The sequence below is a fragment of the Bacillus sp. VA15 genome, assembly GCF_055721145.1.
Map to the genome: position 1 here is coordinate 175,032 of NZ_JBVQPQ010000005.1, position 19,693 is coordinate 194,724.

Sequence of the window (19,693 nt, forward strand, 5' to 3'; positions counted from 1 at the left end):
GAAAGTAAAAAAAACAGAGATGGCTATCCTGCGGAAGCGCCTCCCTGTTTTCTTCTGAAATCTGACGGTGTCAGACCGGTATATTTTTTAAAGACGAGACTGAAATACTTCGGATTATCGCCAAACCCAATTTCTTCTGCAATTTCTGATACACTCGCGTCCCGCCTTATTTTCATCTGCTTCATCGCATGCTCAAGACGTACTCGTGTAACGTATTGGGAAAATTTCTCTCCTGTTTCCTGTTTAAATAATTTCCCGAGATAATCAGGATTCATAAACAGCATATCCTTCGCCGCCCATTTTAAGGAGAGATTCGGATTTCCGAGTTCGTCGGCAACAAGCCTGATCATTTTCGAAATCACTGCGCTTCCGTGCAGGTCACCAGATTCTTCGGCTGTGTCGCGAAACAGCTGCCCAGCGTGCCGGAGTTCTCCCGCCTGACTGATTGCCATCTGGCGGTCCGCGAAAACGTCCGCCGCCTTTTCAGCGGCATTTTCCTCCACGGCGAGCACGGTCCATTCTCCGCTGCTGCAAACCGCTGTCAGCGCCGAACCGAGCGCTTCTCTAGCCGCGGCATCAAAAGATTGTTCCCCTTTTAAAATCAAGAGGCGGACCTTTTTTTCGGCAAGTGAAGGCGGCGGAGACAACTGGGCCACACCGGCGATCACCCCCTCCAAGTACTGATCGGCAGCAAAAGAACGAATATGATCGAGCTCATGTTTCAGATGAGCGGTTTTCTTTTTCCGCACCTCATGCTGCTTCAGTTCGGCAATGATTTCCTCCAGTGAACTGATAATCTGCTGTTCATTGCAGGGCTTCAGCAAATAATGCTTGACTCCGTATTTCATTGCTTCCTTCGCGTACTCAAACTCCCCAAACCCGGACAGGACGATAAATTGAACCGACGGACTCACGGCTGACACCTTTTTGATCAGCTCAAGCCCGTCCATGCCGGGCATTTTGATATCTGTAATGACAATATGCGGCTGCCTATGTAAGATCTTCTCGTACGCTTCATTCCCGTTCTGCGCCTTGCCAATTAATGAAGTTCCAAGCGCCTCCCACTCAATGATTCCTGCCATTCCGTCAAGAATAATCCTCTCATCATCAGCTAGCAATATCTTATACATCACGCCACCTCATTTCGGCACGGTATAGTGATCACAATCCTCGTTCCCTTTCCTTGCTCACTCTGAATACGCAAGCCGTACGGCTCTCCGAATGTCAGCCGGATGCGTTCACGAATATTCCAAAGTCCGATTCCTCTACCGCCCGATGTTTCAAGCATCCGTTCATCCATGCCGGGCCCGTTATCTTCGACCGTAATACAGACACAGTCCTTCATCTTTTTCGCCTGAAGGCGGATGGCGCACGGCCTTGTGAAGGGCTCAAGCGCGTATTGAATCGCATTTTCCGCCAGCGGCTGGAGCGTCAGTTTCGGAATGAGGCAATGCTTCACTTCTTCGTCGATATCCAAAGTGAAGTTCAGGCGCTCTTCAAATCGAAACCGCTGAATGGTCATATAGTGAAGAACGATATCCGCCTCCTCCTGAATGGTCACTATATCTTTCTTCATATGAATACTGTTTCGTAGAAGAAAACCGAGCGATTCCACCATTTTTGAGATTTGCTTTTGCTGATTCGCCTTTGCCAGCCAATTGATGGATTCGAGCGTGTTATATAAAAAATGCGGGTTGATCTGGGCTTGCAGTGCCTTCAATTCGGTTTCTTTAATGATGAGCTGTTTTTCCACATTTTCTTCCATAAGCTCGTTAATCCGTTTCATCATGACAGTAAAATGGCGGTTCAGCATGCCAGCCTCATCCTGTGTATGTTCCGGCAGAGAAAGCGATACGCCCGCCTCAATGCCGCCGTCCTGCACCGATTTCATCGCGGACACAAGCTGCTCGATCGGCTCCGTGATACTGTTGGCGATTTTCCTTCCGAAAAGCAAAACCACACAGAAAAACAGAAGAAAACACGTGCCGATCACCGTTTTCATAAAGGAAATTTTTTCGAACATCTGATCAAAGGGGATGACGTTATAGTAGCTCCAATTTTGATAGGATGATTGAAGGAAAGAAATAAAGTAACGTTTGCCATTCTTTTTTATCAAGTCATAACCGGGGTGCTTTAGCGTCTCATTTGCCGCCTCAGGAACAAGCACTGATGCATCTGCCGAATACACCAAATTCCCGCCTTGGTCGGCAATCATGATGTCTCCGACCGAATCGCCCCAATCCTTCGGCACATCACGAATCATCTGTTTCACATTGACTTGGATCAGCACCATGCCCAAGCCGTTCAAGCTCAGCTGGTGATAGGATCTGATCTGCCGCGCTGAAATCAGGACAGGATCGGAACCGCCGAGCGTCATCCAAAGATTTCTTCCATTTTTCGCTTTGGCCCGTTTAAACACCTCTTCCTGCTCCTGCTTCAAAAGATCTGAAGAACTGCTTCCCGCTGAATACTCTGAGCCGCGGGCATCAATCAAATGAATGGAATCGATGTACTTTTCATCACCGGCATATTCCGCCAGCTGATCCCACAGCTCCTGCTTCATTTGATACTGATCGTATGTATCATCACGGTTTTGCATGCTCAGAATGCGCTGAATCTGTTCGTCTGTAATGATTTCATATGACACCTCCTCTATCTTCTTCAGCTCGTCTTCGATCCTTTCAGAAGACATCCGCAGTACCTCCGAGGATTTGCGGTAAATTTGCTCATCATACACATGAAAGGCGTACTGCACCCCGCTGTATACAAACAAAAAGGAAACAGCCATAATCAGTGAAAGGAACACAAACAGCTTATCCCTAATCTTCATCCGCCTGTACCAGCCAGCAGCTCTTTTTTTCATGCCGCCTTTTCTTTCTCCTGACGCTGATCCATTGACCGAAACGCTTTAAAGGATAGCTTCGTTAAGATCAGGCTCAGTAAACTCCCGCTGAAAAACAGCAGAAACGTGACGTGAAACAACACGAGAAACAGCGCACCGACAGCGCCCGCCGCCATCATGAGCGTCACCGCCGGACGGCTGAAGGCGATCAAAAAGCTGATGCTCAGCACTTCTCTGATTTTCACGTCAAAATGAGAAAACACCGGAAACACATACAGCACAACAAATGCGAAAATCAAGCTGATGCTCAGGAACACATTGACGAGCACAGGCTGATTCATCTGAGCCGCAATCCGCATATCCGCAAACAAAAACAGGCCGGCCGTCACAAGAATGAGCCCGAGGATCTGTGCTGCCCGCCATTCCCTTTTAAACGCCCGAAAAAAGACAGAAAACACTGGGGCATCCGTGTTCCCCTTCGCCCATTCTCTCGTCACTGAAAACATCGCGGCAGTAGCAGGCATCACCCCAAACACAACCAGACCTGCAAGAGAAAACAAAATCCAAAGCACATTCAAATAGGCCAGTCTCATCACCCACGTACAAAAGCGATTCATCCCATTCGTCACACTGTGTATCATCAACATCACCTTCCCGCTTCGGAAAACGCTTTCATTTAGAGTAATAAGTATTTCTCCTTTCGAAAGAAAATTCCTGCCGTCCTATGTAAATTTCGACATGATTAGAGGCAGCAGACGTCCTTAACTTTTTCTGTAACGTATCCGGCCTATTACATAAAAAATGACCACAGCTCTATCCTCCTTTTTGTACAAGACAAAAAAGCCTCCTGCAAAGGACGCTTATTCTGCCGAAATCTCTTTCTCAAACAAATGATACCCGGATGCATCTGCACCCATGAATTCATATCCCATACGCCGATAAAAGGAATGCAAGGCATCGTTATCAGCGACACAATCAAGCCGGATCCGTGTTTTTCCCCGAAAGTATATGCCCGTCTCCGCCCAATGAAGGACGCGTGCTCCAAGCCCCTGTCCCGCAAACCGGCGGCTTACTGCGAGGCGGTGCAAATAAATGGACTCCTCATGCCCATCGTCTCCCCAAAGCGTCCGGTCCCACTCGCTCGGTTCAGGCAGCAACATCACGACAGCCGCAAGCTCTTCGTCTTTTTTAAACACAAACACATGTCCATTTTCAATGGAACCTGTGATATCATGTGTATCTTGCCCTTCCAACAGTCCGCTCCATTGGTTAGAACCCCGATCCCGGAGCCATTCAGCTGTTCGGACGAGCAATCCAGTAATCGATTCTGCATCCTCATAGACAGCCGGACACGCGTAAAATCCATCTGCAATCGTTTCGTTCTTAATCTTAAAAGCTGACATAAAGGCCTCCCAATCAAAAAGTAAGCTTGCACACACACCTTGATTATAATGCAGACCAAACAGCAAAAACAGACCATTTTCTCTGTATGTAAAAGGGTGTATGAAAGAGAGGCCAATCTGCCCATTAGAAAATCTTCTTTTTATCCCGCTCTTCTTTTAAAATTTCAACCGCTTCCCTGAAGCGCATGGAGTGTACAATTTCACGTTCACGCAAAAAACGCAGGGAATCGTTTAAATCAGGATCATCCGAAATATCAATCAGCCATTGATACGTCGCCCGCGCCTTTTCTTCTGCAGCAATGTCTTCGTATAAATCGGCAATCGGGTCACCCTTCGCCTGGATATAGCTCGCAGTAAACGGAACGCCCGCCGCGTTGTGATAAAAAAGCGCGCCATCGTGATTGGCGTAATGATCTCCAAGCCCCGCTTCACGAAGCTGCTCCGGTGTGGCGTCTTTTGTCAGCTTATAGACCATGGTCGCAATCATTTCCAAATGGGCAAACTCCTCCGTGCCGATGTCTGTTAAAAGGCCGATGACCTTATCAGGAATCGTATAACGCTGGTTTAAATACCGGAGAGCTGCGGCCAGCTCGCCGTCCGCTCCGCCATACTGCTCAATCAAATACTTCGCCAGCGTCGGGTTGCACGTACTGACCTTGACAGGGTATTGCAGCTTCTTTTCATACACCCACATTCAAGCATTCCTCCTTATACTTGCCACGGCCATGGCCCTTTTCCCCAATCCCAATCCTCACCCGCGGGGCTGTTGCCGTACTGCAAAAGCGGTCCGTAAGAGGATTCGAATTGCCTTTTTAAGTGCCTTGAATAGCCGGAATATTGATTGAATTGCTTCAGCGCGTCTTCATCATGAGGATGTGTATTTAAATAAAGGCTCAACTCAACAAGCACAAAATCCGCGGCCTGAATTTGCTCAAGCTGACGGTAGTATTCGGCATCAATCTTTTTTGCCATGTACGTCTCCCCCTCGATAAGGGTTTTCATAAAAATCATAGAGATCCTTCCAAAGGGTGCCTTTCCTCAAAGCCTCCATTGGCGAAAACTGCTCCATATGCTCAGGCTGAAAGGTCATATAAAGGTTAGGGGGCGTTCTGTAATATTTCTTCCCTATGGGCGGACAGGGATCAAAACGGCTGTGAAAGGGCGTATATGATTTGACAGGCGTAAACGGCTGCATATCCTTCATTCAGGCTCCTCCTTTCTCAAAAACAATGACCTTAATAGGTATGAGGCAGGAGGCGTGATTATGACTGAAAATGCGCTAAACTTTTTCAATTCAATCGATAAAAAGAAGACCTTCGGCAGAGCCGAAGGTCTTTCTAGATCAATCAGTCCAAAATGAGATCAATGTTTCCAGTATGCAGCATGAGCAGCCGCAAACTCAGTCAGCGAACGGGGTTCTTTTCCCGTCACACGCTTCACTGTATCCGTTACCCGATGTTCCGCACCATGGCGGATCGCTTCATCCAGCCCCGCCATAAAACGGGCATAATCCGCCGGCAAACCAGCTGCCTCCATCCGATTATGCAGCTCGGAACGAGAAATGCTGACATGCTCCACCCGCCGTCCCGCCGCAGCTCCGATGATCTCCGCCGCTTCGGCATAGCTCAACGCCTCAGGTCCTGTCAGAATATGATGTGTTTGATGAGGAACATCATCTATCAAAGCACGCACGGCCGTTTCTGCGATGTCATTAGCGTCGATGAACCCTAGCTTTCCCTCACCCGAAGCCGTGATGATGTTCCCCTCAGTTTGAATAGACATTCGATGCTGGACATTGATGAAATTTTGCATAAAGTATGAAGGCCGCAGCACCGCCCATTCAGGAAAATCGCGCACAGCCTGATGAAGCGCACCAAACACAGGGCCATCTTCAGGGACAACCGACGCACTAAGCATCACCACACGCTCCGCACCGAGCCGCTTTGCCTCCTGTAGAAACGGGAGCACATAAGGCGCCGGGTCAAACACACCGACCGGAGCAACAAGATAGATCTGTTTTACCTGTTCCAGAGCAGACGTAAAACTGGAGGCATCCTTCCAATCAAAATACACATACTCAGCATCAGCAAGCTCGCCCTTTTTCCGGCTGGCAATCCGCACCCTGTACCCGAGCTCTATTAAACGGCTGGCGATTCGGCTCCCCGTTGTGCCGGTCCCGCCCGTGATTAAAATCGGCTGCTGTTTCATCATCTTCCACTCTCCTCTGTTTGCAAAAATGATCCTCCAAACGCCTCTTTTACAACCAGCGGATTCCAGTAATCCTTATAATGCACAATGCGGCCGTCTCTCGTTTCGATGACACTGATATAGCTTTGACGATAAGGCAGCCCAGTCTTAATCACATGGCCGTCACATTGAAACTCCGCAATCATCGTATTCGTATCTGCTGAGCGGTACACTGTCGGAGCCGTAAACGAAGAAAGATAAATCTGCTTAGGATAATCTTTAATATAATCGTAAATGGCCGCCTTTCCTTCTATTCTTTTTGGTGACCCCTCTGGCGCATAAGGAAACTCAAACACGGCATTCTCATCCCAAAGCTCCGTCCAGCTCTTCATGTCCTTCTCTAGCATATACGCCATAAACTTTCTCAATGTTTCACATGCCTTTTCAAATTCATTCATCAGCATTCATTATCACCTCATTTTCATTATAGACCATTCAGTCCGAAAAGGGCATACATGGGCAAAGAATCCTTTACCACATGTTAATCAAGTACCGATAAACTTACGTCAACATGGTCCTGAAGCCGGTCCATATCAGCCGTCACTTTAGCGACAAACGTCAGAGACAGCCTGCTCTGATTCAAGTATCGGGCAAGCGCCGATATATCAGTATCTTCGCCAGTCAATTCTCCTTGATCCTTCGCTCTTAAAAGCGCCTGATAAAAAGCGTCCTCAAGCTGCTTTGATTGTCCCTCAAAATACGAGGCAAGCTCAGGATCATGCGGGATCTGCTCAATCGCGCTGTTTATGATGTAACACGCCTTCGCACGTTCCGGATCTTTGAGGGCATTGACACCTTCCTGAAAAATATCACGAATGGCTTCCTTTACAGATCCAGGCGCCTCAAGTCTTTCGATAACCGCAGCGTTTTTCCCCTCAAGATATGTCTTCACAGCTGACAGAAACAAATCTCGCTTTGTTCCATACGTATCATACAAACTTTGGCGCGCAATGCCTAAATGAGAGAGCAGCTCCTGAAGAGAAGTGCCTTCGTAGCCATACTCTCCGAAAACCTCTATCGCTCTATGCAGGACAAGTGCAGTATCGAATTCTTTATTCCTTCCCAAACGAATATCACCTCCTACAAGAAGATATTACCTTTTCCAGACTGAACAGTCAAGAAAAAGGAAGAAGAAAAAACACCCTTGATCAGCAAGAGTGCCCGTTCTTCCACGCCTTTTATTTATGGCCGTCTTTTCCCCAGTGCCCCATTTGGTGGTGATGGTGCCCGTAGTTTCCATCATGGTGGTGATGATGATGCCCATAATTTCCATCATGATGGTGGTGATCATGGTGTCCGCCATTTTCATCATGATAGTGATGGTGATGGCTATCATTAACGTGGTGCATTCCGTAGCTTGGATAACTCATTGAGCTCGGATAGCCTCCATAGCCGCCTGGGAAGCCGCCGCCGAATCCACCAGACATGCCATATCCAGGATAGCCTGAACCTCCATAACCTGGATAGCCCATCCCTGTGTACATGCCATGGCCCGGATAGCCTGCGCCTCCGTACATGCCGAATCCCGAACTGCCTGCACCATAGCCTGGGTAAGCGCCAAAACCAGGTCCGCAGCAGATGTGTCTTGAATCAGTCATTCCAATCTCTCCTTCACATAGGTTACAGTCCAGCGTATGAGAAGGCCTCACAGATCGTATAGACATCCGCCTAAACACAGATAAAACAATTTCATGGATAATAAAAAAAGCAGACCATGACAGTCTGCTCCTTTTTTATTCACCAAGATCTACGTTATGGTACACCTGCTGAACATCTTCTAAATCCTCTAACGCATCAATCAATTTTTCAAACTGTTCCTTCGCATCATCCGGAAGCGTCACTTCACTTTGTGCAAGCATGGTCAGCTCGGCTACTGTAAATTCCTCAACGCCCGCGTTTTTAAATGCCTCCTGCACCGCATGGAATTGATCCGGCTCGGCATATACGATCACACTGTCATCCTCTTCTAAAATGTCACGAACATCGACATCCGCTTCCATCAGGATTTCAAGCGCTTCGTCAGCAGTTTTGCCATCAACACCGATAACAGCTGTCGCATCAAACATGTAAGCAACAGATCCGCTCACACCCATGTTTCCGCCGTTTTTCCCAAACGCCGCACGCACTTCCGGCGCCGTACGGTTTACATTATTCGTCAGCGCATCAACGATGATCATTGATCCGTTCGGACCGAAGCCCTCATAGCGAAGCTCATCGTAGTTCTCTTCTGCTCCGCCCTTCGCCTTCTCAATCGCACGTTCAATGATGTTTTTCGGCACGCTGTAAGTCTTCGCACGCTCAAGCACAACCTTCAGCGCCTGGTTGGATTCCGGATCAGGCTCGCCCTGCTTCGCCGCCACATAAATCTCACGGCCAAACTTCGCATAAATCCGACTCGTATTTGCGTCTTTAGACGCCTTCTTCTCTTTAATATTGTTCCACTTACGGCCCATGATGCTCCACTCTCTTTCATATATATCAATCTGTATATTGTTATTCACTTTATCCATTATACCTCAAATGGTTTGGTTGTTTCGAGTGTCTTGCGTTAGAAATAGAAGGAATGCCGAGGTATTAAAGGCCAACCGTTTTCCGTAAAACAAGAAAAAAGCCCTAGCTAAGGGCTTTCTTCTCCTGATCACTCATGAGATGATGAGGGGAATGATCAATATTCGTTGTATTTCGATCTGTTGATTCCTTAAATCCGCCAGACTGTGTCAAGAAAGGAAACGAAATGCTACCGAAAACTAGAGTAACAGCAAGGCACATCATCACTTTTTTCTTAATAAGCATATAAACACTCTCCTTTTTGAATATCTTCTTGCGCTTTCAGCACTTTCCGATAAAACGCAGCAGCATGTTCAAAATGACAGCGGTTTTCAAAAACAGCCGCAGCACTTCGGGCACATGCTTCAATGTAAGCGTGCAGGTTCTTTTTTTCGAAATAGCTTAAAAGATCATGAATTTTGCGTTCGTCAACAACCTCTTTGTAAACTGCCTGCAAGAACAGATACAATTCTTTATAAAATTTGTGGGGCCCCGCTTTTGGATAGGTTGTAATACGTTCTAATCCTTCCTCTATGAACTGAAACGCCTTCTGTGTTTGGCCTGCTTTACATAATGTCCAGCTTAATCCAAACAAGACTTTCGGAAGCAAATCAGGGACTTTCTCTCTGCTTACTTTCGCCGCTTTTTGGAAATGTTCTACAGCCATCTGATCGTCTCCTGATCTGTCATAGCTGTTCGCGATGTTCAATAGAGAAATAGCGATAAATCGGTCGTTTTGAATATCCATTGCCAACTCCAGCGCCGTTTCTAAATGCGGGAGGGCTCTATCATAATGCTTGAAATCATCATAGTTGCCGGCGATCACAAACAAGCTTTGGATTGTTCTAACGCTGTATAGGGGATGCCTATGATAAATGTCTAAGGCCTGAAGGATATGATGCATCGACACATGGGTTTGCTTCATATGGTAATACGCCTCTGCCACTTTAAAATGGAATTCCGCTTTCTCAATTTCATCTGACAGAAACGGCAGTTCTTTCTCCGCCTCGCGATAAAACCCGATTGCTTCCACATATTCTTTCTGATCAAATTCATACATGCCGCGGAAAAACAAAGAGTAGTATTTCAAAAGGCCTGTGAGTTTTTTCTGAGGAGTTTCAATTGTTTCCAAAAGCTCTGTCACTGTAGGGCGATTTCCGTATGTTTGTCCCGGCTCCAAATAATCCAGCATCAGCTGGTGCCGAAAACACATGAGAGAATAATAGATCAGTAAATCCTGGTCTTCTTCCATCTGCTGAATGTCCTGCTCCACCTCCGCTTTCAAAACCTCAGCATCCGGAACACTGAACTGGCGAATCATCTTGTACCATTCATTAATCTTAACACCAACACGCGAAGACGGTATGGCTTGACTCAACGGCTTCCCTCCCTCTCTATAAGATATGTCATATTCTATCAATCCCAAATTTTGAAAACAACACAGAAGGAAGAAATTGTTTTTTCATCCTGTCAATTTGTTTTTCTCGGCAAAAAAGGACCTTTTATGCAAGGGGCCATATCTCACTTAATGTCAACCACAACAAAATCCTGAACCTTCACTTGTTCCTCAGGCAAATCAAACTGATAAAGCATCTCCTTAGAATGGATATCAAACACACCCACGTACCCGCCGATGCCCTTTTTATGCTCTTCCTGAGCAACAACATAAAGTTGATTCCCCTTAAACTTTGCCTCCATATAAGGGAATTTCAAGCCGTATGTATGAAAAGAAAAATCCTTCCCATATTCCAGCAAGTTCGCTTCACCCTCTTTGTCTTCATACGTAACGTAAAAACTGCCGCTTTCTTTGTCATAGTACACGGTATCAGCGTATTCAAGATCATCAGGATACGGAATATATGTCGTTTTCCATGTCCCTTTTTCAATCACAGTCAGTTCGTGCTGCGAGCTCGCGACAATAAAATCGGCTGAGTCTGTGAATTTATCCCCATACGAGGCTAAACTTAGTGTCTCAATGATTTCCTCTGTGTTTCTGTCGATCACGTAAATAGCCATGCCTTGAATGACATAAATATAATTCGCGTCACTCGACCCCATCGTGACAAGCGAAGGCAAGGTGAACCGATATTTCTTTTTTGTTTTTCTGTCATTTATGTGTATGTCATTCCCCGTCGTATCAACGTTATATGCCTTAACAGAGACATCCTTCCCCTCATACCAAAACGCAAATGGATCTGACAGCGGATGCTCTTTGATCACATCCTTCTCCAGCGTGTAATAAAAAGGCTCATGCTCCGCTAATAATACAATGTCAGTTGCTGTGTAAGATTTCGTTTGAATGTAAGGCACATCCGCCACCTTGAAGGTGCGCCTGTTAAATCTTTCGCCTGTTGAGGTCGAAAGCAGCGTGCTTTCTTTTATGAAAGGATTGGAGTAGATAAAAAAGATGCGGTCTTCTTCGGGGACGATGGCGGAAGTTCTGACAGGGATATTGTCTTTATTGTGTATCTGACAATACAGAGCAAACAGTATGATGCATACCATTAACCCTAATAAACCAAATGTAATCCGTTTTTTCTTCATAAACATGCTCCTTAAAAAACAATATAGAATACGAACTTCCAAAAAATGTTTATCAGTTAATATCATTTCGACCATGTTTCTACCAATCCCTCCATGAATAAAGACACATGCCAAATGACTCATTTTTCCATCGAAACACGTTCTCACCCCCATCCTGATCCCGCCCCGTGGTAAAATTTTGATATTGAGCGAACAAAAGAAGGGAAATGGTCATGAAAGTATTTGAAGCGAAAACACTGCTTTCTGAAGCGACAGACCGCTCGAAAGAGTATAAAGAACTAAGAACGCAAATGGTCAATTTAAGAAAAGCCTTAAAAAGCGTCGCTGATCTCAGTGACAGCGAATTCTCAGGAAAAGGCGCCAGCAACATCAAAGCCTTCTATCACGACCACGTCGGCGTCACCGACCAATGGATCGACTATATTGACATGAAAATCGCATTTTTCAACAGCATCGCCGGAGCCGCCGAAGACAAAGGCCTCTCAGACGCATACATCGAAGAATCCTTCCTGGAGCACGAACTGGCAAACGCCCATAAAAAATCGAAGTCCATCATGTCCGAACAGAAAAAAGCGATGAAAGACATCCTGCACGATATCAACGACATCCTCCCGCTCGACCTGTTTTCAACAGAAACCTTCAAAGACGAGCTGGCCGATGCCAACGACAAACGCAAAAAAACACTGGAAAAATTGGACGCTCTGGACGAAGACCTGAAGACAGAATATGCCCTGTCAGAACCAAACGAACAATTCATCAAGTCCGACTTCCAAAAGCTCCAAGAAGCAACAGGCAAAGGCAAAAACGCCACACCCATCCACTACAACGCCAAGGCGTACCGTGAGAGTGACATACATAAGAAAAAAGGCAAAATTGAAAAGCGGACGGATGCTTACTTAAAGATTAAGAAAGAGGAAGCGAAGGAACGTGAGATTGAAAAACTGAAAGAAAGACTGAAAAACTACGATTATGCGGATGCCGATGAATTTTACTCAATGGCAAAAACGATCGGCTATGAAAATCTGACAGCAGAACAACAGAGATACTTCACCCAAATTGAAAACACGCGTGAGCTTGAAGCAGGCTTCAAAGGGGTTGCCGTCGGCCTTTATGATTCCGGGAAAGACGCGGTAGTAGGCCTGTGGGATATGGTCACAGATCCGGGCGGAACCGTTGAAGCGATTACAGGAGCGGTGGCTCACCCGATCAAAACGTATGAAGCCATTTCAGCGGCAATCGAAGAATCATACGAAAAAGACATGGTGAATGGTGACACCTACTCAAGAGCAAGATGGGTCTCATATGCAGTGGGCACTGTTGTCACATCAGTTGTCGGCACAAAAGGCGTAGGAGCCGTCTCAAAAACTGGCACAGCCGCCAAAGTGACAACCAAAGTCAAAACAGCAGCAAGCAAATCAGCAAAAGTTCAAAAAGCCATCACGGTCTCAAAACAAACCGTTGATCACATCAAACAAAAAATAAACACAGGCATAGAAGTATCAAAAAAACACGTCAAAACCAAATTAAATCAAATCGGAGATCTCACACTTGCGGATATTCTCCCCTATCATCCCCGTCACGATGTGGTGCCGGCAGGCGTTCCTTACAACGCAGTCAACGGTGTCACACTTAAAGAGGGACTGCAAAAATTCGCCAAGGTCATCCTTCCGAAACCATACGGAACGTCATCAAGCGGAAGACGAACTCCAGCGCCAGTTGTACCGCCGGTAACCGTCAAATACGGCGAACACTACGCAAGATGGAGCAGAAAGAAAGTGCTGAAGCCAAATGTCGTTTATAAAACAAAAGAAGGCTACACGTACACGACTGACAATTATGGTAGAATTACAAGTGTCAAAGCAGACTTGCAGCTAGGAGAAGCCAAACGAAACCAATATGCACAGTCGAATGCTGGAAAGCCCCAAGACCGAAAGCCTGACGATGACGGAGGCCATTTAATCGCCACCCAATTCAAAGGCTCAGGCCAGTTCGACAATATCGTGCCGATGAATTCTCAGATTAATAGGAGCGGTGGGAAATGGTATGAAATGGAGCAAGAATGGGCAAAGGCACTTAAAGAAGAACCTCCCGAAACAGTTAGTGTGCAAATAGAAAATGTTTATCAAGGCGATTCAATGAGACCAACTTTATTTAAAGTAAAGTATAAAGTTGGTGATGGCAGATATAAAAATATGACAATAAGAAACCAAGCAGGAGGTTGATATTATGGAGACAGAAAAAATGGGCCAATTATATCAAAAAATAGCAGAACAAATTAATGAAATGATTCCAGCAGAATGGAATAAAGTTGCTCTATACGCAGAGATTTTAGACGATTCTAGAGAAGTATACTTTTTCTTTAATACAAAAAATAGTGAAGAGTTCATTTATTCGCATGACATTCCGGAACATTATCAAGTAAGTGAACAAATTTATGATGACTTGTTAATCGAACTACAAGATTTATTTGATGAACTAAGGGATGAATGGAAAGCGAATAACTCAGGTGTGTGGACTAACCTTACACTCAAGCTAGAGCATACCGGAAAGTTTTCAATTGACTATGATTATGATGATGTTATTGCATCAGAACTAAACGGTACTCAACGTCAAGTTGTTTGGGAATATAACAATTTAGGTTTGGTTCCTACAGGTAAGAAAAACAGGGAGTTCTTGGAACGCTATCTCAATTCGGAAGAAGAATAAGCAATGATCAAAAATAATTCAGCTCTTCACTGCTGGGCTATTTTTTATAACTAGGATTTCTTCGACGACTGAGGTGAAAAGATTGGAAACTAAAAAATTGCAAGATTTGTACCAGATTATTAGTGAGAAATTAAATGACATCATACCTTGTGAATGGACAATAATTTATCTTTATGCAGAAGTATTAGATGACTCTACCATGGGCCTCTTTCACTTCAAGACACCAGAAAAACATCAACTTATTTATTCACAAGATATACCTGCCCAATACAACGTAAGTAAAGATATCTTCAAAACTTTAAGGGAGATCCTTAATGTAAACCTGATCATTATTATTTTTATGTTGACTCTATCCTCAAAAAGTTCAAATAATTGCTTTGAATTCCTATAAAAAGCGTCTAGAATAAAAATTTTTTATACATTTAAGTATTGAATACGCCAAAAAAAATTGATTATAGTCCTTATCGCCAACCCTATCTCCTAATGTTTGAAGCACCTTGCTGCAGCTAGGTCTATGGATCTTACTATAGAAGAGCAGAAATATTTGATAGAGTTGGCGGTTTTGTCAAAGTTAATATCTATTTCCTTTGTGCCCAGCTTCTTTACAGAAGAAACGAAATTGAATGTTTTCCAAATATTTAAATATTACCCAATATTAAAACAAGGAACTCCAAACAGAATTCCTTGTTTTTATGTTATTTCTTTAATCTAGCTTACACCTAAAGCCTTAAATACCGCATCTATCGGATCAGAATAAAAAACTGGCTGCACTTTTACCAATAAATCTGGTGGAACTGTCTGCAAGTCCATAACCGATGCTGCAGGTATTAACACTTTCTTGGCCCCAGCATCTACACATACTTGTAAAGTATTTGCAAATCCCTCAACTTTGGAAATAGTGCCCCCGACTGTCATATTACCAATAACGACTAAACTCTCCTGCGTTGGCTTTCCCAACGCTCCTGAGCAAAGACCAATTAATTCAGCAATCGCTAACTCATTCGTTAGGCCAATTCCTTGCAGATCACTTATGTGCATGAGATAGTCTTTTGTTTTGGTACTAATCGTATTACTAATACTTTTATTATTAGCCGTAAAGAAACGAAATGCTGTATCAAGGCTTTCCTTTGCATCACGGTTTGAACCAACACCTGATTTATCAAATTTACCGGTTCCACTAACAACTTGATTTTCGAGCTTATAAATGCCAATCATTCCAGAATGGCTATGTCCAGCAACGTAAACATGTCCTGGTTTGCCTATACCTTCTGGAATCAGTTTGCCTCCACCTTGTTCTGGGACTGATACGTAATGTTCCTCTAACGTTTCCTTATCAATATAAGAGAACATCACATCATAAAACTCCATTCCACCAATTTTCTTTAACTGTTCCTTAACACGTCGACGGCCCTCAAGTGCATACTCCAGTACCTCACTTAATTCTTCTTTTGTAAAATCTCCATGTGGATAAAGGAGCTTCAACATTCCAGAAACAGTTCTCTTTACCGCATTCGTATCACGCTGGTTCAAATTATTACCTAGCTTGAAATAGCGATTAATTGCATCACTTAATGTACGTTTACGCATTTCACGAAAAAATTCTGCAAGATAATCAACAATAAATCCATATTTTTCAGTGATAATGTCAGGTCGCATTTTCGGAATCTCCCAACCAGGAAGGTAATAGTGCATCCGATCAAAGAATGCCGAATCATTTGCCATTTCTTCAGGGAATGGTGCAAACAAGTGTGATGTTTTAATTAGTGTGTCCACACTTTGATTTATATTGCCGACAAATACCATGGAAGCAGAAGCATTCTTTTCTTCTTTACCTCTAGCAAAAGAACCTGATGCCATGTAATCCTTCATAATTTGAATGCCGTCTTTATCTTTAAAACGGATACCCGCAACCTCATCAAAAGTAACACAATCCCACATCCCGACAAGACCTACTTTTCTTGTAGACATATTATAAAATAGATTTGCTACGGTTGTTTGTCCACCCGAGACGAGAATCGAATTCGGTGATAACTCCTTATACACATGAGATTTTCCTGTACCACGAGGCCCCAGTTCACACATATTGTAATTATTTTCTACAAGGGGAACCAACCGCAGTAACAAATGCCACTTTACCCGCTCTTCTAGTTGCGTTGGTTCCATTCCTACTGAACGAATTAAGACATCAATCCATTCATCTTTTGTGAAGCTCTTTCTCCCATCAAATACCTCTTGAATGTCCATATTTGGCATTTGAATTGGTTGTAAGCTACTAACATTAAAGGGATTTGAGTTTCGAACCTCTTCATCATAAAAATAATCAACTTTGACCATACACCATATGCCACCGACAAGGAGCTTATCAAACTCTTTCACATACATGGATGAAATGGGAACACCTTTTAAACCAAGGTTTGAAAACTCCGCTTCATAGGTATCAATTTTGGGATTTAATGCAACTGTTACCTTGTCAATAACGGAGTATTGGCCATATTCCCGAATGCGTGATTTTATCTTTTCCGCCTCATCAGGACGAACAAAGTTTTCAGATAGAATTTTCTTCACCCGTTCAAGGCCTTCACGAATACTGTCCTCATCGTCAGTCGCAGCATACATCCCTAGTAAATACTCGAGCACGTATACTGGAACGTTCGCTCCCTCTTTAATAAGGGTCGTTAAATCTTTACGTACAACTCTTCCAGCAAAAACGTCATTCAACTTTTTATCTAAATCAACAGTTATTCCTTTATTCGCTCTTTCTTTCACTCACGGTCCACCTCCCTATTAAAAATCGAAGTCGCTAATAATACCCAAGTTGATGTTAAATGGTATTTTTTCCACTAGAACACCTGTCTCAGTATCCTTTATGGATAAATAATATGTTTTATTTCGATCATAAGGAATGCTCTTTAATACAAACCTTATTTTGAAAGTTCGATCAGCAGGATTATCAAAGGGGCGATCTCCTATAATCGTTTCCTCGTTAGATATTACAATTCCCTCCTCATCAGCCATATAGATGACAACTGTTCGAGGGGTTGTCTTGTCTTCCACCTTTTCGGTTTGGAAAAATTCAAGATTAAAAATGCTATTTGTTATCTTACGGGTTGTATTTGTAAGTTTAATATCAACTTTTTTAATTACCTTGGCACCTTTTTGTCCAGTCCGTTTGTTTTTAAACAATAAGAGTGGGACGACAATCTCTTGCAGACTTGCACCACCATGAACAAAATTAATACCTGAACCTTGCATTTTGTATCTGAGTGTTGCCTTTGGCAAATATGCTGTTAATTGCTGCTCATTTTTTATTATGGATGACAGGTTGATAGCTAATTGTCCTGATACTTCACGCTGATCCTTTGAAAGTATATAGCGACGTTTAACTTCAATACTATCAATTGAATCTTGTCCAATCTTATCACTTTCTTCTAATTCATCCCTTTGGTAAAGGAAACCATGATCGGCAGTAATAAACACATTTGTTCCACTCAAATCATCCCGAATAATTTTAACTATGTTATACAATTGGTTTAATGAAGTTTCAACAGCATTAAATGTATAAACTTCTGTTGAAGCCTTATCTCCCATTGCATCAATCGTATCGTGATAGATGTATATGAGTTTTTTACCCTTAAAGGTTTCTCTTCTTCCTGCTTTATTCATTGCTAGTACATCTTGAAAATGAACAGCAATGCTTTCAGCCACCTTTAATTCAATAATCTTTTTCCGATTTTCCAAACCAGAGGAATCTTTTCCATCAACAAATACCCTAGCATTTGTATCTATGTCAATTTCATTGTGTGGTAGGAGTGATGACATTCCAATTTTTGTAACTGAAGGCACAACACCGAGTAATGTTTCCACATCACAAACTCCCATTGTCTCGGTATTAAGACGATCAGCCAACTCAACACCTATTTCATAACGCATCGCATCCGACACAATAACAAAAACTCGTTCCCCTTTTCTAACTTTAGAATCAATGAATGAAGAGTAAAAGTCTTGCTGATTTTTTATTCCGGGCAATGACCAGTCCTGTGTCATTTCAGACTCAATCGCTTGGGACCAATGAGAACTCAACTCACCCATGTACCAGTTTGTATATAGATTTTCTACCAGCATTTTTAATTTTTTCAATAGATCATGATTACTTTCCTCATCATAAGCCACATAAAACTTACGGTAATATGTATCCATTAAATGATATTCATTTACATATGCTTGATACAAATCAATTGCCCGTCCCTGTGGGATACCTTGACGATGTTCCTTATAAAACTCATGAATCTTAACAGTATAGTAAAGTGCCTCATATATGGAAGCAAATCTATCATAGTAATGCTTAGATCTTCTCAATTTAATGAGTTTTGTGTATTCTTCATAATCCTCAAGTTGTGTAACCAATCCATTAGCTACGTAAATAATGATTGCTCGATCGAGATATGGGAAAGTATCCGCCTGTTTAAAAGTCTCAACAGGTAGATGATTAATAATGTTTGAAAGTTGAATTTCCTGCTCAGCCATTTCCGCATATTCATCAAATACCACATAGTCAGTCTTATGGTGCATCCAATGGTCAATAAACACAACAGCATTTGTTTTATTTCGATTGGAAATGAAGTTTTCAAGTTCTTTAATGTTTTCCTCTCCAACCGATTGACTGAATGCCGTTACTACTAGATGGATAAATAATGTTTTTAAACTCTTCTTCTCCCGTTCATAACCATAGTGATTAGAAACATAATTCCAAAACACTTCAATATCAAAAAACTTCTCCAGAAGGGAAAGGTATTTATTCTCATTGTCATCCAGAGTATCCATTAATACAGCTTTTAAAACTTCTTCAAAATCGGGTGTTCTAACGTTACATAAAACACTCATAACAGAAAGTTCAATGATTTGCTCTGAATAGGTTTCTATATTTAATGCTGAAAATTTTCTAAAACGCTCCTTATTATTAAAGAAACGTTCATACTTTTTAATTACCGCTCGAAGTGATGGGTCTATATTCAACTCACTTAGAATAAGTGATATTCGATCAGCATAGAATGTTTTTGAATAAAAAACTGTATCTGCTAACCAGTTGTCTTCCACACCCAATTCCATATTTGTATAAATCAAGTAAGAAGATGCAGGATCTTCTTCTTCAAGTAGATACTTCGTTTGAAACTGGTTACGGTCCGTAAGTGTATGAACCTTTACTTTATCAACGGTAAGATGTCCAATATCCTCAGTGAACTCATTATCTTTATCCACCCAGAACACAATCTTTCGTTGTTCCCCATCTTTTAATGGCTCATTGAATATATCTGATAACGCAGCCTCAATTTGATTTATATTCATTTCCTTCACCTACCTTCTATTATCATTATAGTGCAAAGATACATCAGCAAAACACTGATGT

At 43.0% G+C, this 19,693-nt stretch carries 18 protein-coding genes and 2 pseudogenes; 3 read left to right on the forward strand and 17 right to left on the reverse strand.

The genetic code is table 11. The features are described 5' to 3' along the window. Positions 1-23: 23 nt before the first annotated feature. The 15 genes and pseudogenes from yesN to AC0DBE_RS14700 all read right to left on the reverse strand — a co-directional run bounded on the left by yesN (position 24) and on the right by AC0DBE_RS14700 (position 11,583). Positions 24-1,130, reverse strand: coding sequence for a two-component system response regulator YesN (yesN, locus tag AC0DBE_RS14630; protein WP_472962645.1), 1,107 nt, complete (start codon positions 1,128-1,130; stop codon positions 24-26). Next, positions 1,130-2,863 (reverse strand): two-component system sensor histidine kinase YesM, encoded by a 1,734-nt coding sequence (gene yesM / locus AC0DBE_RS14635; protein WP_088679846.1) that lies wholly within the window; start codon positions 2,861-2,863, stop codon positions 1,130-1,132. The genes yesN and yesM overlap by 1 nt, the downstream gene beginning before the upstream one ends. After that, positions 2,860-3,489 (reverse strand): YesL family protein, encoded by a 630-nt coding sequence (locus tag AC0DBE_RS14640; RefSeq protein ID WP_472962647.1) that lies wholly within the window; start codon positions 3,487-3,489, stop codon positions 2,860-2,862. The genes yesM and AC0DBE_RS14640 overlap by 4 nt, the downstream gene beginning before the upstream one ends. A 213-nt stretch (positions 3,490-3,702) precedes the next feature. After that, the gene (locus AC0DBE_RS14645; protein ID WP_472962649.1) at positions 3,703-4,245 is read right to left on the reverse strand and encodes a GNAT family N-acetyltransferase; all 543 of its coding nucleotides are present in this window, start codon (positions 4,243-4,245) and stop codon (positions 3,703-3,705) included. Positions 4,246-4,369: 124 nt separating this feature from the next. Further along, positions 4,370-4,939, reverse strand: coding sequence for a spore coat protein CotJC (gene cotJC, locus AC0DBE_RS14650; RefSeq protein ID WP_003219494.1), 570 nt, complete (start codon positions 4,937-4,939; stop codon positions 4,370-4,372). 14 nt (positions 4,940-4,953) lie between these two features. After that, positions 4,954-5,217: a spore coat protein CotJB gene (gene cotJB / locus AC0DBE_RS14655; RefSeq protein ID WP_041520881.1), complete on the reverse strand. Its 264-nt coding sequence runs from the start codon at positions 5,215-5,217 to the stop codon at positions 4,954-4,956. Beyond that, complete coding sequence (cotJA, locus tag AC0DBE_RS14660; protein WP_014112953.1) at positions 5,201-5,449, reverse strand: spore coat-associated protein CotJA; 249 nt, start codon at positions 5,447-5,449, stop codon at positions 5,201-5,203. The genes cotJB and cotJA overlap by 17 nt, the downstream gene beginning before the upstream one ends. 138 nt (positions 5,450-5,587) lie before the next feature. Next, positions 5,588-6,456: pseudogene (locus tag AC0DBE_RS14665) on the reverse strand (NmrA family NAD(P)-binding protein). Next, positions 6,453-6,896 (reverse strand): nuclear transport factor 2 family protein, encoded by a 444-nt coding sequence (locus AC0DBE_RS14670; RefSeq protein WP_014112951.1) that lies wholly within the window; start codon positions 6,894-6,896, stop codon positions 6,453-6,455. Before AC0DBE_RS14670 ends, AC0DBE_RS14665 begins: the two are co-directional and overlap by 4 nt. 77 nt (positions 6,897-6,973) lie before the next feature. After that, the gene (locus AC0DBE_RS14675; RefSeq protein ID WP_472962652.1) at positions 6,974-7,558 is read right to left on the reverse strand and encodes a TetR/AcrR family transcriptional regulator; all 585 of its coding nucleotides are present in this window, start codon (positions 7,556-7,558) and stop codon (positions 6,974-6,976) included. 112 nt (positions 7,559-7,670) lie between these two features. Next, positions 7,671-8,090, reverse strand: a complete 420-nt coding sequence (locus AC0DBE_RS14680) for a spore coat protein (RefSeq protein ID WP_472962654.1) — start codon at positions 8,088-8,090, stop codon at positions 7,671-7,673. 135 nt (positions 8,091-8,225) lie between these two features. After that, positions 8,226-8,945, reverse strand: a complete 720-nt coding sequence (locus AC0DBE_RS14685; protein ID WP_003219465.1) for a YebC/PmpR family DNA-binding transcriptional regulator — start codon at positions 8,943-8,945, stop codon at positions 8,226-8,228. 160 nt (positions 8,946-9,105) lie between these two features. After that, entirely contained in the window at positions 9,106-9,285 is a 180-nt protein-coding gene (gene phrH, locus AC0DBE_RS14690; protein WP_472962656.1) for a phosphatase RapH inhibitor PhrH, read from the reverse strand. Beyond that, positions 9,275-10,417 carry a response regulator aspartate phosphatase RapH gene (gene rapH, locus AC0DBE_RS14695; RefSeq protein ID WP_472962658.1) on the reverse strand — a complete coding sequence of 381 codons (1,143 nt, stop codon included), beginning with the start codon at positions 10,415-10,417 and terminating at the stop codon, positions 9,275-9,277. The genes phrH and rapH overlap by 11 nt, the downstream gene beginning before the upstream one ends. Positions 10,418-10,560: 143 nt before the next feature. After that, positions 10,561-11,583: a hypothetical protein gene (locus AC0DBE_RS14700; protein ID WP_472962660.1), complete on the reverse strand. Its 1,023-nt coding sequence runs from the start codon at positions 11,581-11,583 to the stop codon at positions 10,561-10,563. Positions 11,584-11,795: 212 nt separating this feature from the next. On the opposite strand from AC0DBE_RS14700, the gene AC0DBE_RS14705 reads away from it, so the two are divergent. The 3 genes and pseudogenes from AC0DBE_RS14705 to AC0DBE_RS14715 form a co-directional block, all read left to right on the forward strand. Then, positions 11,796-13,805: a T7SS effector LXG polymorphic toxin gene (locus tag AC0DBE_RS14705; RefSeq protein WP_472962662.1), complete on the forward strand. Its 2,010-nt coding sequence runs from the start codon at positions 11,796-11,798 to the stop codon at positions 13,803-13,805. A 4-nt stretch (positions 13,806-13,809) separates the two neighbouring features. Continuing rightward, positions 13,810-14,289, forward strand: a complete 480-nt coding sequence (locus AC0DBE_RS14710) for an antitoxin YezG family protein (protein ID WP_472962664.1) — start codon at positions 13,810-13,812, stop codon at positions 14,287-14,289. 82 nt (positions 14,290-14,371) lie between these two features. Then, positions 14,372-14,590: pseudogene (locus AC0DBE_RS14715) on the forward strand (TIGR01741 family protein); the annotation flags it as partial. A gap of 407 nt (positions 14,591-14,997) precedes the next feature. Here the strand turns inward: AC0DBE_RS14715 and brxL are convergent. Both brxL and pglZ read right to left on the reverse strand, forming a co-directional pair. Continuing rightward, entirely contained in the window at positions 14,998-17,055 is a 2,058-nt protein-coding gene (gene brxL, locus AC0DBE_RS14720) for a protease Lon-related BREX system protein BrxL (RefSeq protein WP_472962666.1), read from the reverse strand. A gap of 18 nt (positions 17,056-17,073) precedes the next feature. Continuing rightward, positions 17,074-19,632, reverse strand: a complete 2,559-nt coding sequence (pglZ, locus tag AC0DBE_RS14725; RefSeq protein WP_472962668.1) for a BREX-1 system phosphatase PglZ type A — start codon at positions 19,630-19,632, stop codon at positions 17,074-17,076. Positions 19,633-19,693 lie beyond the last annotated feature (61 nt).